The 26,147-nt window shown below is 70.7% G+C and carries 23 protein-coding genes and 1 pseudogene; 11 read left to right on the plus strand and 13 right to left on the minus strand.

Features of this window, described 5'->3' with window-relative positions; all coding sequences use genetic code 11:
- Positions 1-4: 4 nt before the first annotated feature.
- Positions 5-634 carry a class I SAM-dependent methyltransferase gene (locus tag AWQ68_RS21535; protein WP_066943016.1) on the minus strand — a complete coding sequence of 210 codons (630 nt, stop codon included), beginning with the start codon at positions 632-634 and terminating at the stop codon, positions 5-7.
- Positions 635-786: 152 nt separating this feature from the next.
- Between AWQ68_RS21535 and AWQ68_RS21540 the strand changes: the two genes are divergently transcribed.
- The 3 genes from AWQ68_RS21540 to AWQ68_RS21550 are packed head-to-tail and all read left to right on the plus strand — an operon-like array spanning position 787 to position 2,584.
- Positions 787-1,242 carry a pyridoxamine 5'-phosphate oxidase family protein gene (locus tag AWQ68_RS21540; protein ID WP_066942950.1) on the plus strand — a complete coding sequence of 152 codons (456 nt, stop codon included), beginning with the start codon at positions 787-789 and terminating at the stop codon, positions 1,240-1,242.
- A 46-nt stretch (positions 1,243-1,288) separates the two neighbouring features.
- Complete coding sequence (locus AWQ68_RS21545) at positions 1,289-1,483, plus strand: ferredoxin (RefSeq protein WP_066942952.1); 195 nt, start codon at positions 1,289-1,291, stop codon at positions 1,481-1,483.
- Positions 1,484-1,498: 15 nt separating this feature from the next.
- Entirely contained in the window at positions 1,499-2,584 is a 1,086-nt protein-coding gene (locus AWQ68_RS21550; protein ID WP_066942954.1) for a Zn-dependent alcohol dehydrogenase, read from the plus strand.
- 115 nt (positions 2,585-2,699) lie between these two features.
- Here the strand turns inward: AWQ68_RS21550 and AWQ68_RS21555 are convergent, their stop codons facing one another.
- The 7 genes from AWQ68_RS21555 to AWQ68_RS21585 form a co-directional block, all read right to left on the minus strand.
- Positions 2,700-3,707 carry a sugar phosphate isomerase/epimerase family protein gene (locus AWQ68_RS21555; protein WP_066942957.1) on the minus strand — a complete coding sequence of 336 codons (1,008 nt, stop codon included), beginning with the start codon at positions 3,705-3,707 and terminating at the stop codon, positions 2,700-2,702.
- Positions 3,708-3,760: 53 nt separating this feature from the next.
- A complete protein-coding gene (locus AWQ68_RS21560) occupies positions 3,761-4,921 on the minus strand; it encodes a Gfo/Idh/MocA family protein (protein WP_245656023.1) in 1,161 nt (386 codons plus the stop codon).
- A complete protein-coding gene (locus tag AWQ68_RS21565) occupies positions 4,918-5,985 on the minus strand; it encodes a substrate-binding domain-containing protein (RefSeq protein WP_066942959.1) in 1,068 nt (355 codons plus the stop codon). The genes AWQ68_RS21560 and AWQ68_RS21565 overlap by 4 nt, the downstream gene beginning before the upstream one ends.
- A 144-nt stretch (positions 5,986-6,129) precedes the next feature.
- Complete coding sequence (locus tag AWQ68_RS21570) at positions 6,130-7,116, minus strand: ABC transporter permease (protein ID WP_066942961.1); 987 nt, start codon at positions 7,114-7,116, stop codon at positions 6,130-6,132.
- On the minus strand, positions 7,109-8,641 hold the full coding sequence (locus AWQ68_RS21575; RefSeq protein WP_066942963.1) for a sugar ABC transporter ATP-binding protein: 1,533 nt from the start codon (positions 8,639-8,641) through the stop codon (positions 7,109-7,111). Before AWQ68_RS21575 ends, AWQ68_RS21570 begins: the two co-directional genes overlap by 8 nt.
- Positions 8,642-8,710: 69 nt before the next feature.
- The gene (locus AWQ68_RS21580; RefSeq protein WP_066943020.1) at positions 8,711-9,883 is read right to left on the minus strand and encodes an ROK family transcriptional regulator; all 1,173 of its coding nucleotides are present in this window, start codon (positions 9,881-9,883) and stop codon (positions 8,711-8,713) included.
- 205 nt (positions 9,884-10,088) lie between these two features.
- Positions 10,089-10,388: a hypothetical protein gene (locus AWQ68_RS21585; RefSeq protein WP_066942965.1), complete on the minus strand. Its 300-nt coding sequence runs from the start codon at positions 10,386-10,388 to the stop codon at positions 10,089-10,091.
- Positions 10,389-10,411: 23 nt separating this feature from the next.
- Between AWQ68_RS21585 and AWQ68_RS45135 the strand changes: the two are divergent.
- A pseudogene (locus AWQ68_RS45135) lies at positions 10,412-10,686 on the plus strand (zinc ribbon domain-containing protein); the annotation flags it as partial.
- Between the two features lie 51 nt (positions 10,687-10,737).
- Here the strand turns inward: AWQ68_RS45135 and AWQ68_RS21590 are convergent.
- Positions 10,738-11,634: an SDR family oxidoreductase gene (locus AWQ68_RS21590; RefSeq protein ID WP_066942967.1), complete on the minus strand. Its 897-nt coding sequence runs from the start codon at positions 11,632-11,634 to the stop codon at positions 10,738-10,740.
- Between the two features lie 188 nt (positions 11,635-11,822).
- Here AWQ68_RS21590 and AWQ68_RS21595 point away from each other — a divergent pair, with 188 nt between their 5' ends.
- Positions 11,823-12,881 carry an NAD(P)H-dependent amine dehydrogenase family protein gene (locus AWQ68_RS21595; RefSeq protein WP_066942969.1) on the plus strand — a complete coding sequence of 353 codons (1,059 nt, stop codon included), beginning with the start codon at positions 11,823-11,825 and terminating at the stop codon, positions 12,879-12,881.
- Between the two features lie 22 nt (positions 12,882-12,903).
- On the opposite strand, the gene AWQ68_RS21600 is transcribed toward AWQ68_RS21595, so the two are convergent.
- The 4 genes from AWQ68_RS21600 to AWQ68_RS21615 form a co-directional block, all read right to left on the minus strand.
- Complete coding sequence (locus AWQ68_RS21600; RefSeq protein WP_245656024.1) at positions 12,904-13,485, minus strand: flavin reductase family protein; 582 nt, start codon at positions 13,483-13,485, stop codon at positions 12,904-12,906.
- 94 nt (positions 13,486-13,579) lie between these two features.
- Positions 13,580-14,638 (minus strand): MBL fold metallo-hydrolase, encoded by a 1,059-nt coding sequence (locus tag AWQ68_RS21605; RefSeq protein ID WP_245656025.1) that lies wholly within the window; start codon positions 14,636-14,638, stop codon positions 13,580-13,582.
- A gap of 45 nt (positions 14,639-14,683) precedes the next feature.
- A complete protein-coding gene (locus tag AWQ68_RS21610; RefSeq protein ID WP_169808963.1) occupies positions 14,684-15,985 on the minus strand; it encodes an MFS transporter in 1,302 nt (433 codons plus the stop codon).
- A 4-nt stretch (positions 15,986-15,989) separates the two neighbouring features.
- Positions 15,990-16,559 carry a helix-turn-helix domain-containing protein gene (locus AWQ68_RS21615; RefSeq protein WP_066942975.1) on the minus strand — a complete coding sequence of 190 codons (570 nt, stop codon included), beginning with the start codon at positions 16,557-16,559 and terminating at the stop codon, positions 15,990-15,992.
- Positions 16,560-16,752: 193 nt separating this feature from the next.
- On the opposite strand from AWQ68_RS21615, the gene AWQ68_RS21620 reads away from it, so the two are divergent.
- From AWQ68_RS21620 to AWQ68_RS21640, 6 genes are all read left to right on the plus strand, one after another.
- Positions 16,753-19,284, plus strand: a complete 2,532-nt coding sequence (locus AWQ68_RS21620; protein ID WP_066942977.1) for a glycoside hydrolase family 9 protein — start codon at positions 16,753-16,755, stop codon at positions 19,282-19,284.
- 83 nt (positions 19,285-19,367) lie between these two features.
- The gene (locus AWQ68_RS21625) at positions 19,368-20,009 is read left to right on the plus strand and encodes a B3/B4 domain-containing protein (RefSeq protein WP_066942979.1); all 642 of its coding nucleotides are present in this window, start codon (positions 19,368-19,370) and stop codon (positions 20,007-20,009) included.
- 191 nt (positions 20,010-20,200) lie between these two features.
- Positions 20,201-23,854 (plus strand): multifunctional oxoglutarate decarboxylase/oxoglutarate dehydrogenase thiamine pyrophosphate-binding subunit/dihydrolipoyllysine-residue succinyltransferase subunit, encoded by a 3,654-nt coding sequence (locus tag AWQ68_RS21630; RefSeq protein WP_066943022.1) that lies wholly within the window; start codon positions 20,201-20,203, stop codon positions 23,852-23,854.
- Positions 23,855-23,952: 98 nt separating this feature from the next.
- Entirely contained in the window at positions 23,953-24,129 is a 177-nt protein-coding gene (locus AWQ68_RS43615; RefSeq protein WP_169808964.1) for a DUF6104 family protein, read from the plus strand.
- Between the two features lie 203 nt (positions 24,130-24,332).
- On the plus strand, positions 24,333-25,154 hold the full coding sequence (locus tag AWQ68_RS21635) for a DUF4097 family beta strand repeat-containing protein (RefSeq protein ID WP_066942981.1): 822 nt from the start codon (positions 24,333-24,335) through the stop codon (positions 25,152-25,154).
- Positions 25,151-25,888, plus strand: coding sequence for a PadR family transcriptional regulator (locus tag AWQ68_RS21640; protein WP_066943024.1), 738 nt, complete (start codon positions 25,151-25,153; stop codon positions 25,886-25,888). Before AWQ68_RS21635 ends, AWQ68_RS21640 begins: the two co-directional genes overlap by 4 nt.
- Positions 25,889-26,147 lie beyond the last annotated feature (259 nt).

Consider the following 26,147-nt stretch of genomic DNA (forward strand, 5'->3'; position numbering starts at 1 on the left):
GGGGTCAGACGCCCGGGGCGACGCGTTCGAGGACGCGCAGTGAGCCGTCGGCACGGACCTCGGTGAAGGCCCCCGAGGCGAGGGCGCGCAGATAGACCCGGTACGGCGCCTGCCCTCCGTCCGCGGGGTCGGGGTAGATGTCGTGGAAGACCAGCGCGCCGCCCTCGATCACGTGCGGCGCCCATCCCTCGTAGTCCCTGGTCACGGGTTCCTCGGAGTGGCCGCCGTCGATGAAGAGCATGGCCAGCGGGGTGTTCCAGTGCCGGGCCACGGTCTCGGAGGCGCCCACGACGGCGATGACCTCGTCCTCCAGGCCGGCCGTGGCGATGGTGCGGCGGAAGAACGGCAGCGAGTCCATCTTCCCGAAGCACGGATCCATCAGCGTGGGGTCGTGGTGGGCCCAGCCCGGCTGAATCTCCTCCGAGCCGCGGTGGTGGTCCACCGTGAAGACGACCGACCCGGCCGCGCGAGCGCCGGCGCCGAGATAGACCGCTGACTTGCCGCAGTACGTCCCGATCTCGCAGATGGGGCCGCGCGAGCCGTACGCGTGGGCGAGCTCGAAGAGGACGAGGCCCTCCTCCGGCGGCATGAACCCCTTGGCGCGCTCTGCCGCGTATCGCAGATCCGCGGGCATCGTGACGGTGTTCACCGGTCGGCCACCTTCCGCATGGTTCGTCCTTCTTGTACGGCTGTCGCCTGCAAGGCAGGGAGCCTAGCCCACAACGACCGGAACAAGGTTCGGGAGTCCCCTTGTCCGGGATGATGGAACGTGTTCTACTTTGCAGCGTGAACCAGCGCTCCCGGATCGCGATGTCCGACGAGGAGATCGCGGGACTCCTCGGCGAAGCCCGCAAGCTCCAGCTCGGCACCATCAACCCCGACGGCACCCCACACATGGTGACCATGTTCTACGGCCTGGCCGACGGGAAGATCGCGTTCTGGACGTACGGCAAGGCCCAGAAGGCCCGCAACATCGAACGCGACCCGCGGGTGACCTGCCTGATCGAGGACGGCGACGACTACGCCGAACTGCGCGGCGTCATGCTGTACGGCGTGGCCCGGCGGGTCGACGACCCGGCGGGCGTCCTCGACATCGGGATGGAGGTCACCCGGCGGATGACCCGGATGGACGACGTCGAGCCGCTCCGGGCGTACGTCGAGCACACCGGGCGCAAGCGCGTCGGCTACATCGTCGAACCGGCCCGCGTGGTCTCCTGGGACCACCGGAAACTCGCAGGGTGATCCCTCCCCGTCCTCCGGAACAGCGGCCCCCGTCCAAGGAGATCCATTGAAGGTCAGAGTCGACGAGCTGGTGTGCGAGGCCAACGCGGTGTGCACCGGGCTGGCCCCCGAGGTCTTCGAACTCGACGACGACGACCGGCTGCTCGTCGTACTGCCCGAGCCGCCCGCGGAGATGCTCGACCGCGTACGGCACGCGGTCCGTTCCTGTCCCAAAGCCGCCCTATCGCTCGAAGACGAGTAACCCCCAGGAGGTCAAATGCGCGGAGCTCTGCTGCACGCGGTCGGCGACGACAAGCTGGACATCCGTGACGACTTCACGCTCGCCCCGGTCGGCCCCACGGACGTCCGCGTGAAGATCAAGGCGACCGGTGTCTGCCACTCCGACCTGTCGGTGCTCTCCGGCGTGCTGCCCATGCCGCTGCCCGTGATCCCCGGGCACGAGGGCGCGGGCGAGGTCGTCGAGGTGGGCGACCACGTGACCTCGGTCCAGCCGGGCGACCACGTGATCATCAACTGGACGCCCGCCTGCGGCGACTGCGCCCACTGCATCGGCGGCCAGCCTCATCTCTGCATGACGTTCGTGATGAAGAGCTTCACGGACGCGCGCTTCCGCTACGGCGGCGACACCCCGGCGTTCGGCATGGCCGGCTGCGGCACGTGGGCCGAGGAGATCGTCGTCCCCTGGCAGGGTGCGATCAAGGTCGATCCCGACGTGCCGTACGAGGCGGCCGCGCTGATCGGCTGCGGCATCACCACCGGCGTCGGCGCGGCGATCAACACGGCCAAGGTGCGGCCGGGCTCCACCGTCGCGGTCGTCGGCTGTGGCGGCGTGGGCCTCTCGGTGATCCAGGGCGCCCGGCTGTCGGGGGCGAGCACGATCCTCGCGATCGACCCGCTCGAGTCCAAGCACGAGCTGGCGAAGAAGGTCGGCGCCACGCACGCGATCACACCGGACCAGCTCATGGACGCGATCGGCACACTGACCGGCGGCCAGGGCTTCGACTACGGCTTCGAGGTGGTCGGCAAGTCGGCGGCGATCATGACCGCCTGGCAGGCCACCCGGCGCGGCGGCGACGTGGTGATCGTCGGCGCGGGCGCCATGGACGACACGGTGCCGCTGACCGCCTTCAACCTGCTCTTCGAGGGCAAGAACATCCTCAGCTCGCTCTACGGCGGCTCGGACGTGCGCCACGACTTCCCGTTCTTCGCCGGCCTCTACAAGGCGGGCAAGCTCGACCTGGAGAGCATGATCAGCGCCAGGATCAAGCTGGCCGACCTCAACGACGCCGTCGCGGCGCTCAAGAACGGCGAGGTCCTGCGCCAGATCGTGGTCATTGACTAGGTCGTGCCTGACACTCCCTAGAACGCCGACGACCGAGGCCCGTCCGACGCCCCAGTGGTAGTCGGACGGGCCTCGGCTCGCCGGGCGAGCCCGGCGGCCGCTCAACCAAGAAGGATCACTCGGAGGAGAACGCCGCGTCGAAGGACGCCTCCGGCGGGGTGATGGCGTTCAGTTGCCGGATGTACTCCAGGGACTCGGGCGCCCCGGCGAGGCGGTCCATGCCGGCGTCCTCCCACTCGATCGAGACCGGGCCGTCGTAGCCGATGGCGTTCAGCGCGCGGAAGCACTCCTCCCACGGCACGTCGCCCCGACCCGTCGAGACGAAGTCCCAGCCGCGCCGGAGGTCGGCCCACGGCAGGTGGGACGACAGCCGGCCGCGACGGCCGTCGCCCACCCGGACCTTGGTGTCCTTGCAGTCGACGTGGTAGATCCGGTCGGCGAAGTCGAGGATGAACCCCGCCGGGTCGACCTGCTGCCACACCATGTGGGACGGGTCCCAGTTCAGTCCGAACGCCGGACGGCGACCGACGGCGTCCAGCGTCCGCACGGTCGTGTGGTAGTCGTACGCGATCTCGCTGGGGTGCACCTCCAGCGCGAACCGCACGCCCACCTCGTCGAAGACGTCCAGGATGGGGTTCCACCGGTCGGCGAAGTCCTGGTAGCCAGCCTCGATCATCGACGGCGGGACGGGCGGGAACATCGCCACGGTATGCCAGATGGACGAACCGGTGAAGCCGACCACCGTGGAGACGCCGAGCTTGGCCGCGGCCCGCGCCGTGTCCTTCATCTCCTCGGCCGCGCGCCGCCGCACCCCCTCCGGCTCTCCGTCGCCCCACACGCGCGGGGGCAGGATGCCCCTGTGCCGCTCGTCGATCGGATGGTCGCAGACGGCCTGCCCGACGAGGTGGTTGGAGACGGCCCACACGCCGAGGTTGTGCTTGGCGAGGACCTCCCGCTTCCGGTCCACGTACGTGTCGTCGGAGAGGGCCTTGTCCACCTCGAAGTGGTCGCCCCAGCAGGCGATCTCCAGGCCGTCGTACCCCCATTCGGCGGCGAGCCGGCACACCTCCTCGAAGGGGAGGTCGGCCCATTGCCCGGTGAACAACGTGATCGGTCGCGTCATCTTCGTTCCTCCCGGTACGGGATTTCAGGGGATTTCGAGGGGTCTGGGACGGGTTACAGCGGTGTCCAGCGCGAGTCGTTGGCCGCGCTCTCCTCGACGGCGGCCAGCACCCGCTGCACGCGCAGGCCGTCCTGGAAGGAGGGTGACGGGTCGGTCCCGGCGGCCACCGCCGCGAGGAAGTCGCGCACCTCGTGCGTGAAGGTGTGCTCGTAGCCCAGGCCGTGCCCGGGCGGCCACCATGCCTCCATGTACGGATGGCCGGGCTCGGTGACGAGGATCCGCCGGAACCCCGCGTCGGGCTCGGTCTCGTCGTGGAACCACAGCTCGTTCATGGCCTCGAAGTCGAACGCCAGGCTGCCCCGGGAGCCGTTGACCTCCAGCCGGAGGGCGTTCTTGCGCCCGGTGGCGAAGCGGGTGGCCTCGAACGACCCCAGGGCCCCGCCGTCGAACCTGCCGATGAACAGGGCCGCGTCGTCGACGGTGACCTCCCCCCGCCCGCCCGTACGGCTCCCGCCCGAGAGCCCGTCGGCGTCCTCGGCCAGCGGGCGCTCCTTGACGAACGTCTCGGTGATGGCCGAGACGCCGGTCAGCAGCTGGCCGGTCACGAACTGGGCGGCGTCCACGATGTGCGCGCCGATGTCCCCGAGGGCCCCCGAGCCGGCCTGCTCCTTGCGCAGCCGCCACACCAGCGGGAACTCGGGATCGACGATCCAGTCCTGGAGGTACTGGGCGCGGACGTGCCGGATCTCTCCCAGCCGCCCCTCGGCGACGAACCTCCTGGCCAGCGCGATGGCGGGCACCCGGCGGTAGTTGAAGGCGACCATGCTGCGTACGCCGCGCGCCGCCGCCTCGGACGCCGCCTCAGCCATGGCCTCGGCCTCGGCCACCGTGTTGGCGAGCGGCTTCTCGCAGATCACGTGCTTGCCCGCCTCCAGCGCGGCGATCGCGATCTCCGCGTGCGAGTCGCCGGGCGTGCAGATGTCCACGAGCTGCACGTCGTCGCGCCGGATCAGCTCCCGCCAGTCCGTCTCGACGGCGGCCCAGCCCAGCTCGGCCGCGGCCGCCGCGGCGCGTTCCCGGGACCGGCCGGCGAGCACCGCCATCGACGGCGTCACCGGCAGGTCGAAGAAGGCGGTCACGTTCCGCCAGGCCTGGGAGTGCGTGCGTCCCATGAACGCGTAGCCCACCATGCCCACCCCGATCAGCGGCTTCACGATTCGAACCCCAGCGGGAGGTAGGTCGCGACGTTGTCCTTGGTGACGGTCTCGGAGGCGAGGGTGATCGACTGCGGGACCTGGTTCTCCGTCAGGTCGGACATGCCCTTGCCCTGCGCGATCAGCCGGGCCAGCTTGATCGCGGAGGAGGCCATCGTCGGGCTGTAGGTCACCGTGGCCGCCAGCACGCTGGAGCCGGACTGGATCTCCCGCATGGCGTTCGCCGAGCCCGCGCCGCCCACCATGATGAACTCGCTGCGGTTCGCCTCCTTGATCGCCGCCAGGACGCCGATGCCCTGGTCGTCGTCGTGGTTCCAGATGGCGTCGATCTTCTTGTGCGCCTGCAGCAGGTTCGCCGCGACCTCGGTGCCGGACTCGACGGTGAACTGGGCGTCCTGCTTGGCCGTGACGCTGAAGCCGTAGCCCTTCAGCGCGTCAGCGAAGCCCTTGCTGCGGTCCTGCGTAAGCGGCAGCGTGGCGATGCCCTGGATCTCGACGATCACCGGGTTGGACACCCCCTTCTCCTTGAGCGTCTTGCCGATGTAATGCCCGGCCGCAACGCCCATGCCGTAGTTGTCGCCGCCGATCCAGGTCCGGTACGACAGCTTGTCGGGGAAGACCCGGTCGAGGTTGACGACCGGGATGCCGGCGTCCATCGCCTGCCGGGCGACCTGGTTGAGCTGCTGGCCGTCGTTCGGCAGCAGCACCAGCACGTCGACCTTCGCCTGGATCAGGGACTCCACGGCGGAGATCTGCTGGTTGATGTCATTGGTCGGCTCGACCGGCTTGAAGACCACGTCGGAGTACTGCTTGGCGGCGGCCTCGGCGTTCTTGGCGATGGCCGCGATCCAGCCGTGGTCGGCTGCGGGCGCCGAGAAGCCGATCGTCACCTGGGTGCCGGGCTGGTCGTTGCCGCCCGTGGCGGCGGCGGTCGTCGCCGCCGCGGGCGCCGCGGCGCCTGGCTGCGCGGCCGGCTCGTTGCTGGTGCAGGCGGAGACGAGCGCTCCCGCGCCGAGTACGGCACCGCCGAGGAGGAATCCCCGGCGACCAGGGGTCTGGGTCATCGAATCTCCTTGTTCGTGGAGTCCAGGGCGGCCGGCCCTGGGGGGTGGGGCGGATGGCTGGCTGAGAAGAGGTGATCGAGGGCGTGCCGGGCCGGGGCCGCGAGTCGTCGCTCCCGGCCCTCAGCGCTGTTGGAAGGGAGGTGGTCAGGTGCCGGTGAGCGCGCCGCGCCGCTGCATCAGCACGGCGACGACGATGATCAGGCCTTTCGCGATGAGCTGGTCGCTGGTGTTGAGCCCGTTCAGGATGAACAGGTTGGTGATCACGGTGAAGATCAGGAGGCCCAGGATCGAGCCGATGATGGTCCCCCGGCCTCCGCTGAGCAGGGTGCCGCCGATGATCACGGCGGCGATGGCGTCCAGCTCGTAGAGGTCGCCGTGCGTGGAGGACCCGGTGGTCGTCCTGGCCATGATGAGGACCGCCGCGATCCCGCAGCAGAGGCCGGACAGCCCGTACAGCAGCATCGTGTGCCGCCGGACGTCGATGCCGGCCAGCCGGGCCGCCTCGGGGTTGCCGCCCACGGCGTACGTCCGGCGGCCGAAGGTGGTGCGGTTGAGCAGGATCCAGCCGAGCGCCACCACCAGGGCGAAGACGTAGACCAGCAGCGGCAGCCCGAGCACCCGGGTGGTGGACAGTTCGACGATCGCGGTGTTGGCCTGCTGCACGAGCTGGGTCCGCTGGCCGGACATGCGCTGGGCCAGGCCCCGGGCCGCCACCAGCATCGCGAGGGTCGCGATGAACGGCACCATCCGGCCGTAGGAGATGAGGAAGCCGTTCACCAGCCCGGCCCCCGTCCCCACCAGGACCGCGCACAGGATCATGACCACCGGTCCGTACGACTGGGTGGCCAGGGTGGTGGCCCAGACGGAGGAGAGCGCCATGACCGCTCCCACGGACAGGTCGATGCCGCCCCCGATGATCACGAACGTCATGCCGACCGTGATCACGCCGATGGTCGAGGCGAGCGCGAGGATGCTCACCAGGTTGGAGGATGTGGCGAAGTTCTCCGGCCGGGTCGCCAGCCCGACGATCGCCAGGAGGACGAGCGCGGCGACGAGGCCGACGTGCGGCACCTCCCCGATCCTCCCCAGGAAGGGCCTTCTCGCCACGCTTGTCGGGGTCGCCTCAGTCAACGTGGGACTCCTCGTTCGTCGAAACCATGACCAGGTCGAGGACGCGGTGCTCGTCGAGCTCCACGGCGGGGGCCTCGTGGACGATCCGGCCCTCGCGGACGACCAGCACCCGGTCCGCGAGCCCGAGCACCTCGGGCACCTCGCTGGACACCAGCAGGACCGCCACGCCCTCGTCGGCCAGCCGCCGGACGACGGCGTACAGCTCGGCGCGGGCGCCCACGTCCACGCCGCGGGTCGGCTCGTCGAGCAGCAGCAGCCTGCGCGGCTCGACGAGCCAGCGGGCCAGCACGGCCTTCTGCTGGTTGCCGCCGGAGAGTGTCTTCACCGGCCGGCGCGGATCGGGCGGCCGGATGTCGAGGGCCTCGACCAGCCGGGCCGCCTCGGCCGCCTCACGGCGCCGGTCCATCCAGCCGGCCCGCGCGTACCGGCCGAGCCCGGCGAGCGTGATGTTGCGGGTGACGCTCTGGTCGAGCAGCAGGGCCTGCGCCTTGCGCTCCTCCGGCGCGAGGCCCATGCCGAGCCGTACGGACACGGCCGTCCGGCCGGGCGGCACGGCGCGGCCGTCGAGCAGGACCCGGCCGGACGCGCGGCGGGCGCCGTACACGGCCTCCAGGATCTCGGAGCGGCCGGACCCGACCAGCCCGGCCAGCCCGACGATCTCACCGGCGCGCACCGAGAAGGAGACGTCGGAGAAGACGCCGGGCACGGTCAGCCCCTCCACCCGCAACACCTCGGGACGCTCGCCCGAGGGTGCCGGGCGCGGCGGGAAGACGTACTCGACGTCACGGCCGGTCATCAGCGAGACGACCCGGCCGGTGGGGGTCGTGGCGGGTAGCCCCACGGCGACCGTGCGGCCGTCCTTGAGCACGGTGATCCGGTCACCGATCTCGCGGATCTCCTCCAGCCGGTGCGAGATGTAGACCACGGCCACGCCCTGGGCGGTGATCTCGCGAATGATCCGGAAGAGGTTGGCCACCTCGTCGTGCGCGAGCGCGGCGGACGGCTCGTCCATGACGATCAGGCGCGCGTCGTGCGAGAGCGCGCGGGCCATGCTGACGATCTGCTTGGCGGCCGGGGGCAGCCGTCCCACCTCGGTTCCGGGCGGGATCTCGCCGTGCCCGAGCCGTCGCAGCAGGTCCGCGGCGATCCGGTTGCTCTCGCCGCGCCGGGTGAACCCGAACGAGGCCCGCTCGTGGCCGAGCAGGATGTTCTCGGCGACCGAGAGTCCGTCCACCAGGTCGAGTTCCTGGTAGATGGTCGCGATGCCCTGCCGCATGGCCGCCGTCGGGGTGGCCAGCCGTACGGGCTCGCCGTCCAGCAGGACCTCGCCCTCGTCGGGCTGGTGCGCGCCGGCGAGGATCTTGATGAGCGTGGACTTGCCCGCCCCGTTCTGGCCGAGCAGGCAGTGCACCTCGCCCGCCCTGACCTCGAGGTCGACGCCGTCCAGCGCCCGTACGCCGGGGAACCGCTTGACGATTCCCCGCATGGTGAGCAGGGGTGCCGTGTCGGGGGGTGACGCCGGCATGGTGCCTCCTTGGCGTTACGCGTACGCGTGCGCGTTCGTCGGGAGTCGGCGGTGGGATGGGACGGCCGGCTAGCCGGCCGAGTAGACGTGATCGCTGATGAGCCGGGTCGCGCCGACGATCCCGGCGATGTCGCCGAGCTCGGAGAGCACGATGGGCAGGTTGCCGGTCGCCAGCGGCAGCGACCTGCGGTAGACGACGCTCCTGATCTCCGCGAGCAGCACGTGCCCGAGCCGGGCCACGCCTCCGGCGATGATGACGAGCCCCGGGTTGAAGAAGCTGACCAGGCTGGCGAGCACCTGGCCGACCCGCCGCCCGCCGTCGCGGATGATCTGGATCGACGCGGCGTCCCCCTGCGCCGCCGCGACCGCCACGTCCTGCGCGGTCAGCTCCCCCGCCGCCGCGAGCCGCTCCGCCAGGTACGGCGAGCGGCCCGACCGAGCGACGGCCGTCGCCTCCCGGGCGAGCGCCGCGCCGCCGAAGTACGCCTCCAGGCAGCCGGAGTTCCCGCAGGCGCAGATCGGGCCGTCGTCGTCCACCCTGATGTGGCCGATGTCGCCCGCGCTGCCGGAGACGCCGCGGTAGATCTTGCCGTCGACCACGATGCCGCAGCCCACGCCGGTGCCGATCTTGACGAGCAGGAAGTCGCCGACCTGCCGGGCCAGCCCGGCGTGCAGCTCGCCGAGCGCCATGATGTTGACGTCGTTGTCCACCAGGGCCGGGCAGCCGAGCTCCTCGCTGACCGCCTCCCTGACCGGGTAGCGGTCCCAGCCCGGCATGATCGGCGGGACGACGGGGACGCCCTCGGGGAAGCTGACCGGGCCCGGCAGGCCGATGCCCACGCCGTGGAGCTGGGTGTACAGCCCCTGCTCGCGAAGCTTGCCCAGCAGGGTGACCGCCCGGTCGAGCACGACGGCCGGGCCCTCCCGGATGTCGCATGGCTCACTCAGGTGCCCGAGAACGTTCAGCTCGCCGTCGGTGACCGCGACGTCGACCGAGGTCGCGCCGATGTCGATCCCGGCGAACCGCGTCTGCCGCGACAGCCGTACCTTGCCGGACCGCCGGCCGCCGCGTGACTCGGCGAGCCCGTCCGGCTCGACGAGGCCCAGCTCGATCAGCCGGTCGAGCTCGACGTTCAGCTTGGACCTGGACAGGTCCACCATGTCGCCCAGCTCCGCCCGGGACCGTCCGCCCTCCCGCAGGAGCCGCAACAACACCGCTTGGTGCGCGTTCTCTGGCCGCATCCGCTTCACGAAGCCTCCGCATCGGAGTGAGATGGCGCGAACTTACCCCTCTTCTGCGGAACTGTGAAGACCTTTTCTACGTTGACCGCATAACTTTCGTTGAAATCTGCAAAAGTACGCCCGGCCGGAACTCCCCGACCACCTCACGGGTTGAGTGGCAGCGGTGCGACAGTGAGCGCGCGCCTTCCTGCCGTCTTGTCGGGCCTCACCATCGTTCGTCGGCAAGGTCGGCGGCGAGGCCACGCAGTGGCGCGGCGGGCTGGAGGCCGTGCGTCACGCCTCCGCGACGGCTTCCAGCGGGCTCAGGGAGGCCGCCCGGCGGGCCGAGACGGTGGCGGGCGGCCGCGCCGATCGCGAGGGACACCGGGCACACGAGGAGCAGCGTCCCCCAGCGCAGTGCCAAGGAGTACCGCTCCATCGCGCCGTTGGCCATCACGCCGACCGCCCAGGCGGCGAACAGCCCGCCTGCCAGGCCCAGCAGTGTGCCGAACGCAGCGACGGTCACCGAATTCCAGGCGGATCATCCACCGGATCAACCGGTGGTTCCCCTCCTCGAAGCTGTGCTCACAGTGCGGGCCCGTACAGCTGTGCTCACAGTGCGGGACCGTACAAGAGTCGATGCCGCTGAACGTCCGGTCGTGGACCTGCCGTGTGGGGCGGTCCACGACCGGGACGTGAACGCGGCGAAGAACATCCTGGCCGCCGGACGGGCGGACAGGTTAAACACCTGCGGAGGGCAGGTAAGACCACCCCACCGGGTGGCACGGCCCGATGAAGCAGGAAGCCGCAGAGGTGCCGCATGAACGCGCGGCACGGGCTGAATCCCCGGCCTTCAGTTCAGGCCGGGGAGCGCGTCAAAGCATCGCCTGCATCGAGGCGCCGGCCTGCTGTCCGAGGGTGGTGGGCTGGAGGTACGGCTGCTCGGCCATGACGGCCTCCCAGTTGTCGCGCACCGACTCGGGGGTGATCGCGTCGTCCCGCCACCCGGGGCCTTCGGCGACGAAGACGCGGGCGACCCGGCCGCCGCCGACCGAGAACACCTCTCCGCTGGTCTCGCAGCTCTCGTGCGCGAGGTAGGCCACCAGCGCGCTGATCCGCTCCGGGGTGAACTTGGCCTCGAACTCGGCCGGGAGCAGCGTCTCGGTCATCCGCGTCCAGGCGAGTGGCGCGATCGCGTTGGCCTTGATGTTGGCACGGGCGCCCTCGATGCCGAGCGTCTTGGTCAGGCCGACCAGTCCCATCTTCGCGGTGGAGTAGTTGGCCTGGCCGAAGTTGCCGAACAGGCCCGCCGGTGACGAGGTGTTGACGATGCGGCCGTACCCCTGCTCCTTCATGTGCGGGAACGCGGCCCGGCTCACCAGGAACGCCCCGCGCACGTGGACGGCGATGACCGCGTCGAAGTCCTCGACGGTCATCTTCCCGAAGGACTTGTCGCGCAGGATGCCGGCGTTGTTGACGAGGACGTCGATCCGGCCGAAGGCGTCCAGCGCGGCCCGCACGACGGCCTGGGCGCCCTCCGGGGTGGCGACGCTGTCCGCGTTCACGACCGCCTCGCCGCCGTTCTTGGTGATCAGCTCGACGACCTCCGCGGCCGGGCCGGTCGAGGCGCCGCTGCCGTCGAGGGCGCCGCCGAGGTCGTTGACGATGACCTTCGCGCCCCTCTCGGCGAGCAGGAGCGCGTGCGAGCGGCCGAGCCCGTGGCCCGCGCCGGTGACGATGGCGACCTTCCCGTCGAACCTGAGATCGGACATCCCGTCCCGCCCTTCGAAAGAGAACAACATTCTGGTGCCCGTGCAAACAATAACTCCCCCTCCCGTAAGGGACATCAGACGACAATCCGCCGTTGCAGATAGTGATCGACCGAGTAAATTTCTGCTATAGTCCTTGATCCCGTACGGGCATGGGTGAAAGCGACGGCACACCTGACGGGAGGCCCCCGATGCCCTCATCTCCGCCGCTGCGCGTGGTCCAGTGGGCCACCGGCGCAGTCGGGGGGTACGCGCTCCGCGATGTGATCAGCAGGCCATACTTCGAGCTGGCCGGGGTCCTCGTCTACGACCCCGACAAGGTCGGGGTCGACGCGGGGGAACTGGTGGGCCTCGGCGCCACCGGGGTCCGGTGCACCGACGACGTCGACGAAATCCTCGCGCTCGACGCCGACTGCGTGCTGCACATGCCGCTCCCCGCCGCCTACTTCGGCGGCGATCCGACGAGCGACGTGGAGGCCGTCTGCGCCCTGCTGTCCTCCGGCAAGAACGTCATCACCACCGCCGGATTCGTCTACCCCCGCGCGCACGGCCCGCACCTGGTCGAGCGGCTGGAGGCGGCGTGCGCGCGCGGCGGGACGTCGCTGCACGGCACCGGCATCAACCCCGGGTTCATGAGCGACCTGCTGCCGCTCGCGCTGACCGGGCTGTCCGGCCGCATCGACCACATCTACGTGCGCGAGTCGTCCGACTACCGGGGTCATCCGTCCCGCCAGATCGTGACGGACCTGATCGGGTTCGCCCGCGAGCCGAAGGACTACGCCGCGACCGTCCGGCCGTTCCGGGCGTTCCAGCGGGCGCTGTTCTCCGAGAGCGTCCAACTCGTCGCGCACGCGCTCGGCGTCGATCTCGACGACGTCGAGGAGAACGACGAGTACGCCCTGGCCGCCGACGAGTTCGAGATCGCCGCGGGCGTGGTGCGGCCGGGCACGGTCTGCGCGTCCCGGTGGGTCTTCAGCGGCCTGGTCAGGGGGCGGCCCTTCATGACCACCGAATGCGTCTACAAGGCGGACGCCACGCGGGTGTCGCGCTGGGCCCCGCCGGGCTTCGCCGTCCACATCCAGGGCCGTCCCGCGATGGCCGTGACGATCGACGAGGTGGAGCACGGCCTGGCCGGGGCGGCGGCGCACGCCGTCAACTCGATCGCCTCCGTGTGCGCCGCGCCGCCGGGCATTCGCACGGTCCTCGACCTGCCGCTCGCCGTCGGACGCGGCACCGTACGGCTCGCCTGACGGGGCACGCGGACGGCCGACGTCAGTGTGCCAGGAAGCGGCCGAACCTGCCCTGGTGGTAGAGCAGCGGCCGGCCGGTCCCCTCGACCGCCGTGGCCCTGACCAGGCCGACCACGAGGATGTGGTCGCCGACCTCGACCGTGCGGTCGGCGCGGCAGATCAGGTGCGCGACGACGTCGTCGAGCAGCGGCACGCCGTACCGCCCCTCCGTCCATCGGGTCGGGTGGGCGAACCGGTCCACACCCCTCGTTGCGAAGCGGGCGGCCACGTCGGCCTGGTCGCTCGCGAGCACGTTCACGGCGAAGTCGGCGGCGAGCCTCAACCGGGGCCACGTCGTCGAGGACCGGGCCACATAGAACGACACCAGCGGCGGACTGAGGCTCACCGAGGAGAACGACGTGGCGGTCAGACCGACCGGCTCGCCCTCGGCGAACGCGGTGACCACCACGACCCCCGCCGCGTGGACGGCGAGCGCCCGGCGGAACTCCTCGCCGCCGACGCCCCCGGCGGCCGGCTCTGCCGCCTCCGCCGGACCGTCGCCGCGGCCGACAAGCCGGAGCCGGGAGCGGCCGCCGCCGTCGGGGATTTCCGGCGCGACGGTCACGCGGTCACCTCCTGAGGGAAGGACGAGCTGCGGCACCACCTGGTCCCCCAGGCGGCCAGGACCTCGTCAAGGCCGGAGACATTTCCTACTAGCTTTACATAGAATGCCACACGTCGGGCTCTCCCGCGACCCGGGTCGCCAGCCCCCTGGCCTCCAGCCAGACCAGGTGGGCAAGGGTCTCGTTGGTCGCGGAGCGCTGCATGAACAGCGGGATCGTCTCCCACGGTCGCGACCAGGTGAGGCGGGTGGCCAGCTCCCAGCAGGTCACGCCGTCCGCCGCCTGGAGCACGGCCTCGACCTCGGCGAGCCGCTCCTCGTGGTGACCGATCACGTAGTCCACCCGCTCCGACAGCTCCAGGAAGCGGTACTCGTGGGCGGGCAGCACCTCGTCCACGTCCAGCTTGCCGACGCTCCGCAGCGAGTCGAGGTAGTCCGCCAGCGGGTTGGCCGCCGACTGCGGGTGGACGGCCACGTTCGGTGTGATGCGGGGAAGCACGTGGTCACCGGAGAAGAGCAGCTTGCGGTCGGCCTCGACGAAGCACAGGTGACCCGGCGAGTGTCCCGGCGTCCAGAGCGCCTTCAGGTTCCAGCCGGGCAGGTCGAGGCGCTCGCCGTCCTCGATCAGCCGGTCCGGCACGGCCGTCGAGACGTAGTTGCGCATCATCATCGACGCCCCGGCGAGCTCCTGGGCCGTCAGGTCCGGCACGCCACAGCGGAGCAGCAGCTCCCGCCCCCGGTCCGCGAGCTCCTGGATGCCCGGCTCGTCGTAGCGGTCGCGCACCAGCCGGGCGTCCTCGGGGTGCAGCCCGATCCACGCGCCGGACGCCTCCCTGAGCCGTCCCGCGAGGCCGTAGTGGTCCGGATGGATGTGCGTCACCAGCACGGCCTTGATGTCGGTGACCGCGTATCCCGCCACGCCGAGCCCCGCGGAGAGCGCCTCGTACGCCTCGTCGGTGTTCCACCCCGCGTCGATGACCGCGACGCCGTCCGGCAGTTCCATCGCGTACACCAGGACGTACCGCAGCGGGTTGATCGGGATCGGCACCGGGATCGACCAGAGCCCGGGACGCACCCGCTCCACTTCGGGCAGCGCCCCTCCGTTCCAGGCCGCACGCTGCTGCTCGTTCGCCGCCGTCACCATCGGCTTACTCATCGGCTCTGCCCCTTTCGCCGGAAAGATTCTGCCCTGGTTACCGAATCAAGTTCTAGTCGGGGCCGGTACGGCGGCCACCCGGTGGGCCGGGAGCCGTACGAACAGGAGGGACGAGACGAGGATCAGGACGGCCACGGCCGCCCAGGTGCCGCCGATGCCGAGGCCGGTGGTCAGCGGGCCGAGCCCGAGCGTGATCAGCAGGCCGCCGAACTGGAGCTGGAGGGAGTCCACGGACATCACCGTGGCCCGCCGGGCCGACTCCACCCGCAGATGGATCAGCTCGCCGCGGACCAGCTCCTCAACGGAGAGCGCCGCGAAGACGAGGAAGTACGCCACGCCCGCCGCGACGATGCCCGCCGTGCCGGACAGCGCGACCGACGCCGCCAGCCCGCCGAGCGACGCGGCGGCCACCGCGATCGCGGCGACCGCGGCGCGGGTGGACGTGCGGAGGAGCCGGGCCACGAGCGGGGCGACCGAGCTCCCGACGGCGTTCGCGGCGAAGCCGACGGCGGCCACGAACGCGTAGACCGTGCTCCCCGACTCCAGCCGGCCGGTGAGCTCGGCCAGCCGCACCGGCGTCAGCGTCTCGATGGCGGCCAGCATCATCCCGCCCGCCGCCGAGACCAGCAGCAGCCGGGCCAAGCCCCGGTCGCGCACCGCCATGTGGAAGCCGTCGCGGATCGTCAGCGGGACGTCCGTGAGGATCTCCCCCAACCGCGCCGCCGCGCGCGATCGCGCGGGGCCGCCGCGCGATGTCGAGCGACGCGGCTCCGGCATCGCGACGACGACCGCGACGAGCGCGGCGGCCGCGGCGACCGCGCCACACCACACCGGGACCGAGAGCCGCAGCACCTCGTCGCCGGGCAGAACCAGCGGCACGAGACCGCCCGCGAGCACCCCGCCGAGCAGGGCCGTCGAACTCGCGGCGGACCCCACGGCGAGGCCGGGCTTGAGATCGGCGTCCGGCCCCTCGGCCGCGTGCAGCGCGTCGACGTACCAGGCCTGGGCGGGGCCGCTGGACAGCGCCCGTGCGACACCCTTGAACAGCGAGGCCACGAAGAACAACCACACGGAGTCGGCCAGGGCCATCACGACGAGGCCGACCGCGCTGAAGCCGGTGCCGACCGCGAGCACCGTGCGGCGCCCCACGACGTCGGCGAGCCCGCCGGTCGGCAGCTCCAGCACCACGATGGTGACGGAGTACACCGCCCCCACCAGGCCGATCTCGCCCAGGTCGAGCCCCCGGGCGGACATCAGCAGCACCATCGGCGCCATCATGAGCCCCGGGGGCAGCCACATCAGGAACTGAACCAGTGCGTACCGCCGCCGCGCGCTCGCGGCACTCACCACGTCACCCCACATAGCCGCGCACCGGGTGGGCGCTGACGAACACGGACACGCGCTCGGTGTCGGGCGCGTCCTTGTCGTGCTCCTCAAGCTCCTTGACCATGGCGGAGACCCGCGCGTAGAGCGTCGCGACCGAGGCGGGCGTGAGCCGCGCGATGTCGTCGGATATGCCGGCCGCCTCGATCCACTCCGGGCTCCAGGACGCGCTGTCCCGGTCGAACACCTCGACCGTGGACCTGAGCACCTCGAGCTGCCTGCGGCGCATGAAGGCGACCGCCTCGCGCCCCTCCGGCGTGCCGGCCAGCTCGGTGTTGCTCCACGACGTGTACGCGTGGACCGCCCGCCAGCGGCGCTCGCGCCGGTCGCGCTGCTCGCTGTCCTCCTCGACGAAGCCGTACTTGGCGAGCTGGCGCAGGTGGTAGCTGGTCGAGCCGGAGCTCTCGCCGAACATGGCGGCCAGCTCGGTGGCTGTGGCGGGCCCTTGGCTCCGCAACGCGCCGAGGAGGCGGACGCGCAGCGGGTGGGCCACGGCCTTGAGCGCGCGTGGATCGGTGACGTGGAAGGAGTCGTTCACGCTTCCGGTTCTAACATTACAAAGAGAACTTTGCAAATATCTCTTTGTGATTCTTGAAACTTTCACGGACATCCGGGCGTGAAGCGGCTCATCGCACGGGGCCGGCCGCTGATCGTTGACGACGAAGGAGAGACCGGGCGACCATCGAGGCGCTCCCACTGGGAGCGCTCCCACACTCCCCCAAGGATCCCCAGTGATCAGACGACTCAGCATCCTCGCCGCGGCGGCGCTGGCCGCGACCTGCCTCGCCGGCGTCCCCGCGCTCGCCGACGGCCCCGAGCAGATCCCCAACGGCACCTTCGACACCACCGCCGAGCCCTGGTGGCACACCGGCAACCTCATGTTCGAGCTCGACGGCGGGCGTCTGTGCGCCGACGTCCCCGGCGGCACCGTCAACCCGTGGGACGCGATCATCGGGATCAACGACATCCCGCTGGTCAAGGACGAGACCTACGCCTTCGGCTTCTTCGCCTCCGCCACGCCCGGCAAGGTCGTCAAGGCGCTGGTCCAGCTCCCCGTCGATCCGTACACGCAGTACCTCGCCGCCAACCCCGAGCTGAGCGTCTCGGGCAACACGTACGCCTACACGTTCACCTCGCCGGTGGACCTCCCGAACGGGCAGGTCGCCTTCCAGCTCGGCGGCAGCGCCGAACCCTGGCAGTTCTGTCTGGACGACGTGTCGCTCAAGGGCGGCGCGGAGCCCGAGGTCTACACCCCGGACACCGGGCCGCGTGTCCGGGTGAACCAGGTCGCCTACCTGCCCAAGGGGCCGAAGAACGCCACCCTCGTCACCGAGGCGACCGAGGCGCTCCCGTGGCGGCTCAAGGACGCGCACGGCGCCATCGTGGCCGAGGGCCGCACCACCCCGCGCGGCGTCGACGGCAGCTCAGGCCAGAACGTCCACACCATCGACTTCAGCGCGTACCGCACGGCCGGCGAGGGCTACACGCTGAGCGCGGACGGCGAAACCAGCCGCCCGTTCGACATCGGCGGCGGCGCGTACCGGAAGCTGAAGCTCGACGCGCTGAAGTTCTACTACACGCAGCGCAGCGGGATCGCGATCGACGACAAGCTGCGCCCCGGGTACGGCAGGCCCGCCGGGCACGCGGGCGTCTCCCCCAACCAGGGCGACACCGCCGTGCCGTGCCGGCCGGGCGTCTGCGACTACACCCTGGACGTCTCCGGCGGCTGGTACGACGCGGGCGACCACGGCAAGTACGTCGTCAACGGCGGAATCTCGGTCGCCCAGCTCATGGGCGAGTTCGAGCGCACGAAGAACGCGCCCATCGCCGCGTCCGTCGGCGGCCTCGACATCCCCGAGAGCGGCGACGCGGTGCCCGACATCCTCGACGAGGCCCGCTGGGAGCAGGAGTTCCTGCTGAAGATGCAGCGCCCCGACGGCATGGTCCATCACAAGATCCACGACGAGAACTGGACCGGCCTGCCGCTGCTGCCGCACCTCGACCCGCAGAAGCGGGAGCTCCACCCCGTGTCCACCGCGGCCACGCTCAACCTCGCCGCCACCGCCGCCCAGGCCGCCCGGGTCTTCGCCCCGTACGACGCCGCGTTCGCGGCGCGCAACCTGAGCGCGGCGAAGAAGGCGTGGGCCGCCGCCCAGGCCCACCCCGGCATCCTCGCCTCGCCCTCCGACGGCGTCGGCGGCGGCACCTACGACGACCCCGACGTCAGCGACGAGTTCTACTGGGCCGCGGCCGAGCTCTACATCACCACCGGCGAGAAGGAGTTCCGGGACTTCGTCCTCGCCTCACCCCACCACACCGCCGACATCTGGGGCGAACGCGGCTTCGACTGGGGCCACACCGCCCAGCTCGGCCGCCTCGACCTCGCGACCGTGCCCAACGACCTGCCCGGCCGCGCCGACGTCCGCCGGTCCGTCGTCGCCGGCGCGGAGAAGTACCTCGCCACCCAGAACGCGCACCCGTACGGCGTGCCGTACGACCCGCCGACCTACGACTGGGGATCCAACGCCCTGGTCCTCAACAACATGATCGTCATCGCGGCGGCGTACGACATCACCGGCGACCTCAAATACCGCGACAGCGTGCTGCGGGGCGTCGACTACCTCCTCGGCCGCAACGCCCTCAACCAGTCGTACGTCACCGGCTACGGCGAGGTGGCCTCGAAGAACCAGCACAGCCGGTGGTACGCCCACTCGCTGAACGCCGATCTGCCGAACCCGCCGTCTGGGACGCTCGCCGGAGGCCCCAACTCCGGAGTCCAGGACCCCGTCGCGCAGGCGAAGCTGAAGGGCTGCAAGCCGCAGTTCTGCTACATCGACGACATCGAGTCGTGGTCCACCAACGAGCTGACGATCAACTGGAACGCGCCCCTCGCGTGGATCTCGGCGTTCGTCGCCGACCAGGGCGACGGCGCCCCGCCGGCCCCGCCCACGTGCAAGGTGGACTACACGATCCACGGATCGTGGCCGCAGGGCTTCACCACCCAGGTCACGATCAAGAACACCGGCGCAGGGGCGATCGACGGCTGGTCGCTGAAGTGGTCCTTCCTCGGCGGCCAGACGATCGCCCACGAGTGGAACGCCGTCGTCTCCCAGAGCGGCGCGACCGTCACCGCCGCCAACGAGTCCCACAACAGGAAGATCCGCCCCGGCCAGTCGGTGACGTTCGGCTTCAACGGCGTCGCCGCCCCCGGCGCCAACCCCGTCCCCGACCTGTTCACCCTGAACGGCGCCGCCTGCGCCTGATCCTCCGGCCCGGCCGCCGCCTCGTCCGCGGGGCGGCGGCCGTACGGCGGGCGGGACGTGTTGTGGCGCATAGGCTGTACCGCATGATCGAGGCAATCCGGGTGGACGAGGCGGTCCGCGAGCTGCGACCGGACTTCGCCGTCCTGGCCGTCTGCGCGTACGGCCTGGGCAACGGCCCAAGTGACGAGCGGTCGTGCGGCTGGCTGGCCGCGGCGGCGGAGACGGCGCCCGAGCTCGACGACCCGAAGATCGAGGCGTGGCGGGCGGCCTACCGCACGTTCGGCGCCAAGCCGCAGCGCACCCGCCCCTCGGTGGACGCGCTGATCAGGCGGATGCCGCTCCCCGAGATCAACCTGGTGGTCGACGCCTACAACGCCGTGTCCGTACGGCACGGCCTGCCGATCGGCGGCGAGGACCTGGCCCACTACCGGGGCGCGGCGCGCCTGGTGCGGGCCGCGGGCGACGAGCCGTCCGACGAGGTCCTCGGCGACCCGGGCATCGGCGAGGTCGTCTGGCGGGACGACGAGGGTGTCACCTGCCGCAGGTGGAACTGGCGGCAGTGCGTCCGGACCCGCATCACGGAGGACACCGTGGACGCCCTGTTCCTCCTCGAACGCCTGGAGCCGCTCTCGCTGGACGAGCTGACGACCGCCGGAGACGAGCTGACGGCGCGGCTGGAGGAGATCACTCCCGGTGTTCGGATCGAGTCCCGTCTGGTCCGGTAACACCGTTATGACCATGCGGTAAGGATCGGTTCACCACCCAGATGGGCTACCCGGACGTGACCTCTTTGGTCAGTCCTGGGAGGATAGGCCGGGACCTGCGGCCGGACGGGCGCACCCCCTGTCCCAGGCGAGTAGCCTTGGACGAGTTCTCTATCATCAACGCCGATCTGCGGAAGAGGGCGATTTCCGCCGTGTCGTCTGAGTCGTCGCGGACTAACCCGCTGGCAAGCTTTGGGCAAAACGAGTGGCTTGTCGACGAGTTGTACCAGAAGTACTTGCAGGATCCCGAGTCAGTGGACAAGGCGTGGTGGCACTTCTTCGCTGACTACAACGGAACCGGGAAGGCCCCCGCGGCCACCGGCGCCACCGCCGTTACCGCTCCTCCCACCCCTGCCCCCTCCCCCGCGAAGGCGCCCGTCGCGCCGCCGGCCAAGGCCGAGAAGCCGGAGAAGAAGGCGGCCGCTCCCGCGCCCGTCCCGGCCGGGGCCGCCGAGGAGAAGCTGCGCGGCGCCGCGGCCCGCACGGCGCTCAACATGGAGGCGTCGCTCGCGATCCCGACGGCGACGAGCGTGCGCGCCGTCCCGGCGAAGCTCCTGATCGACAACCGCATCGTCATCAACAACCACCTCCAGCGCGGGCGTGGCGGCAAGATCTCCTTCACCCACGTGATCGGCTACGCCATCGTGCGGGCGCTGCAGTCGATGCCGGAGATGAACTACTCCTACGCCGAGGTGGACGGCAAGCCGGTTCTCGTCAAGCCCGAGCACGTGGGTCTCGGCCTCGCCATCGACGTGCAGAAGGCCGACGGCACCCGCCAGCTCCTCGTCCCGTCGATCAAGGCGGCCGAGACGCTCGACTTCCGCCAGTTCTGGGTCGCGTACGAGGAGGTCGTGCGCAAGGCACGCGCCGGCAAGCTCGGCGTGGACGACTTCCAGGGCACCACGATCTCCCTGACGAACCCCGGCACGATCGGCACGGTCCACTCCGTGCCGCGCCTGATGCCCGGCCAGGGCACGATCATCGGCGTCGGCGCGATGGAGTACCCGGCCGAGTACCAGGGCGCCTCGGTCGACACGCTGAACCGCCTGGCGATCAGCAAGGTCATGACGCTGACCTCGACGTACGACCACCGGATCATCCAGGGCGCCCAGTCGGGTGACTTCCTGCGCCGGATCCACCAGCTGCTGCTCGGCGAGAACGGCTTCTACGACGACATCTTCGAGTCGCTGCAGATCCCGTACGAGCCGGTCCGCTGGGTCCAGGACATCTCCGCCACCCACGACGACGACGTGGCGAAGTCCGCCCGTGTCCTGGAGCTCATCCACGCGTACCGGGTGCGCGGCCACCTCATGGCGGCCACCGACCCGCTGGAGTACCGCCAGCGCAAGCACCCCGACCTCGACATCAAGTCGCACGGCCTGACGCTGTGGGACCTGGAGCGCGAGTTCGCCACCGGCGGCTTCGGCGGCAAGCCGCTGATGCAGCTGCGCGACATCCTCGGCGTGCTGCGCGACACCTACTGTCGCACCGTCGGCATCGAGTACATGCACATCCAGGACCCCGAGGAGCGGGCCTGGATCCAGGCGCGGATCGAGAAGCCGCACGCCAAGGCGAACCGCGACGAGCAGCTGCACATCCTGCGCCGGCTCAACACGGCCGAGGCGTTCGAGACCTTCCTGCAGACCAAGTACGTCGGCCAGAAGCGGTTCTCCCTTGAGGGCGGCGAGTCCCTGATCCCGCTGCTCGACTCGGTGATCAGCGCCGCCTCGGCCGAGGGCCTGGACGAGGTCGTCATCGGCATGGCCCACCGCGGCCGCCTCAACGTGCTGGCCAACATCGTGGGCAAGTCCTACGCCCAGGTGTTCGGCGAGTTCGAGGGCAACATCGACCCGCGCAGCGCGCACGGCTCGGGCGACGTGAAGTACCACCTCGGCGCGACCGGCGACTTCGTCGCCCCCGACGGCAGCAAGATCACCGCCTCGGTGGTGGCCAACCCGTCGCACCTGGAGGCGGTCGACCCGGTCCTCGAAGGCGTCGTCCGCGCCAAGCAGGACCTGCTGGAGCGCGGCGAGGAGGGCTTCACCGTCCTGCCGGTGCTCGTGCACGGCGACGCGGCGTTCGCCGGCCAGGGTGTGGTCGCCGAGACGCTGCACCTGTCGCAGCTCCGCGGCTACCGCACCGGCGGCACCGTCCACATCGTGGTCAACAACCAGGTCGGCTTCACCACCAGCCCGGCCAGCTCGCGGTCCTCCGTGTACGCCACCGACGTCGCCCGGATGATCCAGGCGCCGATCTTCCACGTCAACGGCGACGACCCCGAGGCCGTGGTCCGGGTCGGCCAGCTCGCGTACGAGTACCGCCAGGCGTTCCGCAAGGACGTCGTCATCGACATGGTCTGCTACCGGCGCCGCGGTCACAACGAGACGGACAACCCCTCGTTCACCCAGCCGCTGATGTACGACCTGATCGACGCCAAGCGGTCCACCCGCAAGCTCTACACCGAGGCCCTGATCGGCCGCGGCGACATCACGGTCGAAGAGGCCGAGCAGGCGCTGCGCGACTACCAGGACCAGCTCGAGCGGGCGTTCACCGAGACCCGCGAGGCGGCCAAGAAGCCGCTGGAGCCGGGCGCGGTCGTCAAGCCGCCGGCGGACGAGGTGATCCCGTGGTCGCACGAGGACACCGAGACCGCGATCTCCGAGGAGACGGTCAAGCGGGTCATCGAGACCCAGCTCAACCTGCCCGAGGGCTTCACGGTCCACCCGCGTCTGTCGCCGATCCTGCAGCGCCGCGGCACGATGGTCACCGACGACGCCATCGACTGGGCGACCGGTGAGGCGCTCGCCTTCGGCGGCCTGCTGATCGACGGCCACCCCGTCCGTCTCGTCGGGCAGGACTCCCGCCGCGGCACGTTCGGCCAGCGGCACGCCGTCCTGGTCGACCGGGTCACCGGCGAGGACCACACCCCGCTGAAGGCGTTCAACCACGGCACCACGAAGTTCTACGTCTACGACTCGCTGCTCAGCGAGTTCGCGGCGATGGGCTTCGAGTACGGCTACAGCGTGGTGCGCCCCGACGCCCTGGTCGCCTGGGAGGCGCAGTTCGGCGACTTCGCCAACGGCGCCCAGTCGATCATCGACGAGTTCATCTCGTCCGGTGAGCAGAAGTGGGGCCAGCGGTCGTCGGTCGTGCTGCTGCTGCCGCACGGCTACGAGGGCCAGGGTCCGGACCACTCCTCGGCCCGGATCGAGCGCTACCTCCAGCTCTGCGCGATGGACAACATGACCGTCGCCCAGCCGACCACCTCGGCGAACTACTTCCACCTGCTGCGCTGGCAGGTCCTGTCCAACCGGCGCAGGCCGCTGATCGTGTTCACGCCCAAGTCGCTGCTGCGGCACAAGGGCGCGGCCTCGGCGACGTCGGAGTTCACCTCCGGCTCGTTCCGGCCGGTCATCGGCGACACGACGGTGGATCCGGCGGCGGTCACCCGGGTGGTCCTGTGCTCCGGCAAGGTCTACTACGACCTGGTCAACGCGCGGGAGAAGTCCGGCCGGACCGACGTCGCGATCGTCCGCATCGAGCGGCTCTTCCCGTTCCCGGAGAACCCGCTGAAGGCGGAGCTGTCGCGCTACTCCGGCAGCGCCGAGCTGATCTGGGCGCAGGACGAGCCGGTCAACATGGGCCCGTGGCCGTACCTCACGCTGAAGATGGCCGAGCGGCCCGAGCTGTTCGACGGCCGGAAGCTGCGCCGGGTCTCCCGTCCGGCGAACTCGTCGCCGGCGACCGGCTCGCACTCGACGCACGACGCCGAGCTGGAGGCGATCAACAAGGAGATCTTCGGCTGACCGTCCGGGCCTCCGGGCCCACGGCATCCCGAGAGAAGTCCCCCACGGCCGGTCCGCGGGGGACTTCCCCTTTATGGAGACGATCAGGAGCGAGGTACATGTACTTCACCGACAGGGGCATCGAAGAGCTCTCCGACCGGCGCGGCGGCGAGGAGGTCAGCGTCGGCTGGCTGGCGGAGCGGCTGCGCGAGTTCGTCGATCTCAATCCGGAATTCGAGACCCCGATCGAGCGGCTGGCCACCTGGCTCGCCCGCCTCGACGACGAGGACGAATAGGACATTCGGCGGACGGATCCGCGGCCCGACCGATCCGGCCGGGCCGCGGACGCGGTACGGATTTCGGGTAAGCGTCCGGCTCCGACGGAGGCGACGAAACGCGATACATCTTGACTTTCGGCAGACACGACATATCGTGTCTTGTGAGGGTTGGTCGCCGGTCCCACAAGGGCGGCGAAAACGTCACGTCGAAAGGCGGAGCCATGTCCCAGTGGATGATCGAGAAACCCGAGCAGCTCACGTTCGGGCCGGTGTCACAGTTGAGCGTGCGCATCGTGGCCGGGCGGCTGGCCGTGCTCGCCAGCGACGGCCCACCGACGCTGGAGGTCAGCGACGCCGGCACCCCGCCGCTCGTGGTCACGCACGACGAGGACGGCCGGCTCACCGTGGCGTACAAGGACCTCACCTGGGACGGCATCCTCGGCTGGCTGCGCCCCGGGAAGCGGGTCACGGTCGCCACGCTGACCGTGCCGAAGGACTGCCCGGTGCAGGTCGGCGTGATCTCGGCGTCCGCGGTCGTGGCCGGCTTCGAGGGGCGTACCAACGTCAAGAGCGTCTCCGGCGAGATCGTCCTGGACGGCGTGACCGGCGACGTGAGCGCCGAGACGGTGTCGGGCTCGGTGGAGAGCCGCGGCCTCGCCGGCGACCTCTCGTTCACCAGCGTCTCGGGCGAGCTGACCGTCGCCAATGGGGCGCCGCACCGGCTGCGCGCCAACACGGTCTCCGGCCGGATCACCGCCGACCTCGAACTCGCCCCCACCGGCCACGTCACGCTCAACAGCGTGTCCGGCGACATCGTCGTACGGCTCCCGCAGACGGTGGACACCGACGTGGCGTTCCGTTCCGCCTCCGGCGACCTCTACGCGGCGTTCCCACACCTGGAGAGCCACAACCGGCCGGGAGCGAGGACGCTCACCGGACGGCTCGGCGGCGGCATGGCCTCGCTCACGGCGACCACGGTCTCCGGTGACGTCACACTGCTCAGCAAGGAATCCGCGAACCACCGGAACGGAGAGTGGGCATGAGTCCCGTCTTCGGGCACGGCCGGCTTCGGCTGTACCTGCTCAAGCTGCTCGAAGAGAGCCCCAAGCACGGCTACGAGGTGATCCGGCTGCTCCAGGACCGGTTCCTCGGGGTGTACTCGCCGTCTCCGGGCACGATCTACCCCCGGCTCGCCCGGCTGGAGGAGGAGGGCCTGGTCACCCACCAGGTGGTGGACGGCAAGAAGGTCTTCACGCTCACCGACAAGGGCCGGGCGGAGCTGAACAGCCGCCTCGACGAGCTGGCCGAGCTGGAGCAGGAGATCACCGCCTCGGTCCAGGACATCGCTCGCGAGGTCAAGGAGGACGTCCGCCAGACGGTCCGCTCGCTGCGGCACGAGCTGACCCAGATGGCCAAGGACATCAACCAGACCGGCAGGCGGGAGAGCCACGACGTCTGGCGCGAGCAGAAGGACGAATGGAAGCGCCAGCGCCAGCAGCAGAAGGAGGAGTGGAAGCGCCACAAGCAGCAGTGGCGCGCCGAGGCCGAACGCTGGCAGCGTGAATGGGATCGCATCTGGGCGGAGACCTGGTCCCTCGGAGGTCCGCCTCCGTCCCGCGGCAGGGCGGACGCGGAGTTCGGGCAGATGCTGGCCGAGTTCGTCGCGCAGGTCCAGCGCGAGGCGCATCAGGGCGAGATCAGCGAGCGCGCCCTCGACGAGTGCCGGTCGATCCTGGACGAGGCCGCCGCCCGCATCCGCGACACGCTCCGTCCCTGAGCGCCGCCATGTACGGCTGGCGCAACCCGTTCCTGCCCGCGCGCCCCCCAGCGGGCCTGCTCAGCGTCCAGGTGAGCGGCTACGCCGCTCCCCCACCCGGCTCTCCGCACACCGGGGAGCGGGAACGGGGCGTCCCCGAAAGCGGCCATCCGCGGCCTGATCACGCCGTACCGCCTCCTCGGGAACGCCCCTCCCCATCCAACGGATCACTTCCCGGCGGCCCGCGTACGGGCCGATCTCCCGTGAACGGACCGCAGAC

Origin of the sequence: Microtetraspora fusca, from assembly GCF_001570365.1 — a bacterium.
GTDB classification, from domain to species: Bacteria; Actinomycetota; Actinomycetes; order Streptosporangiales; family Streptosporangiaceae; genus Microtetraspora; species Microtetraspora fusca.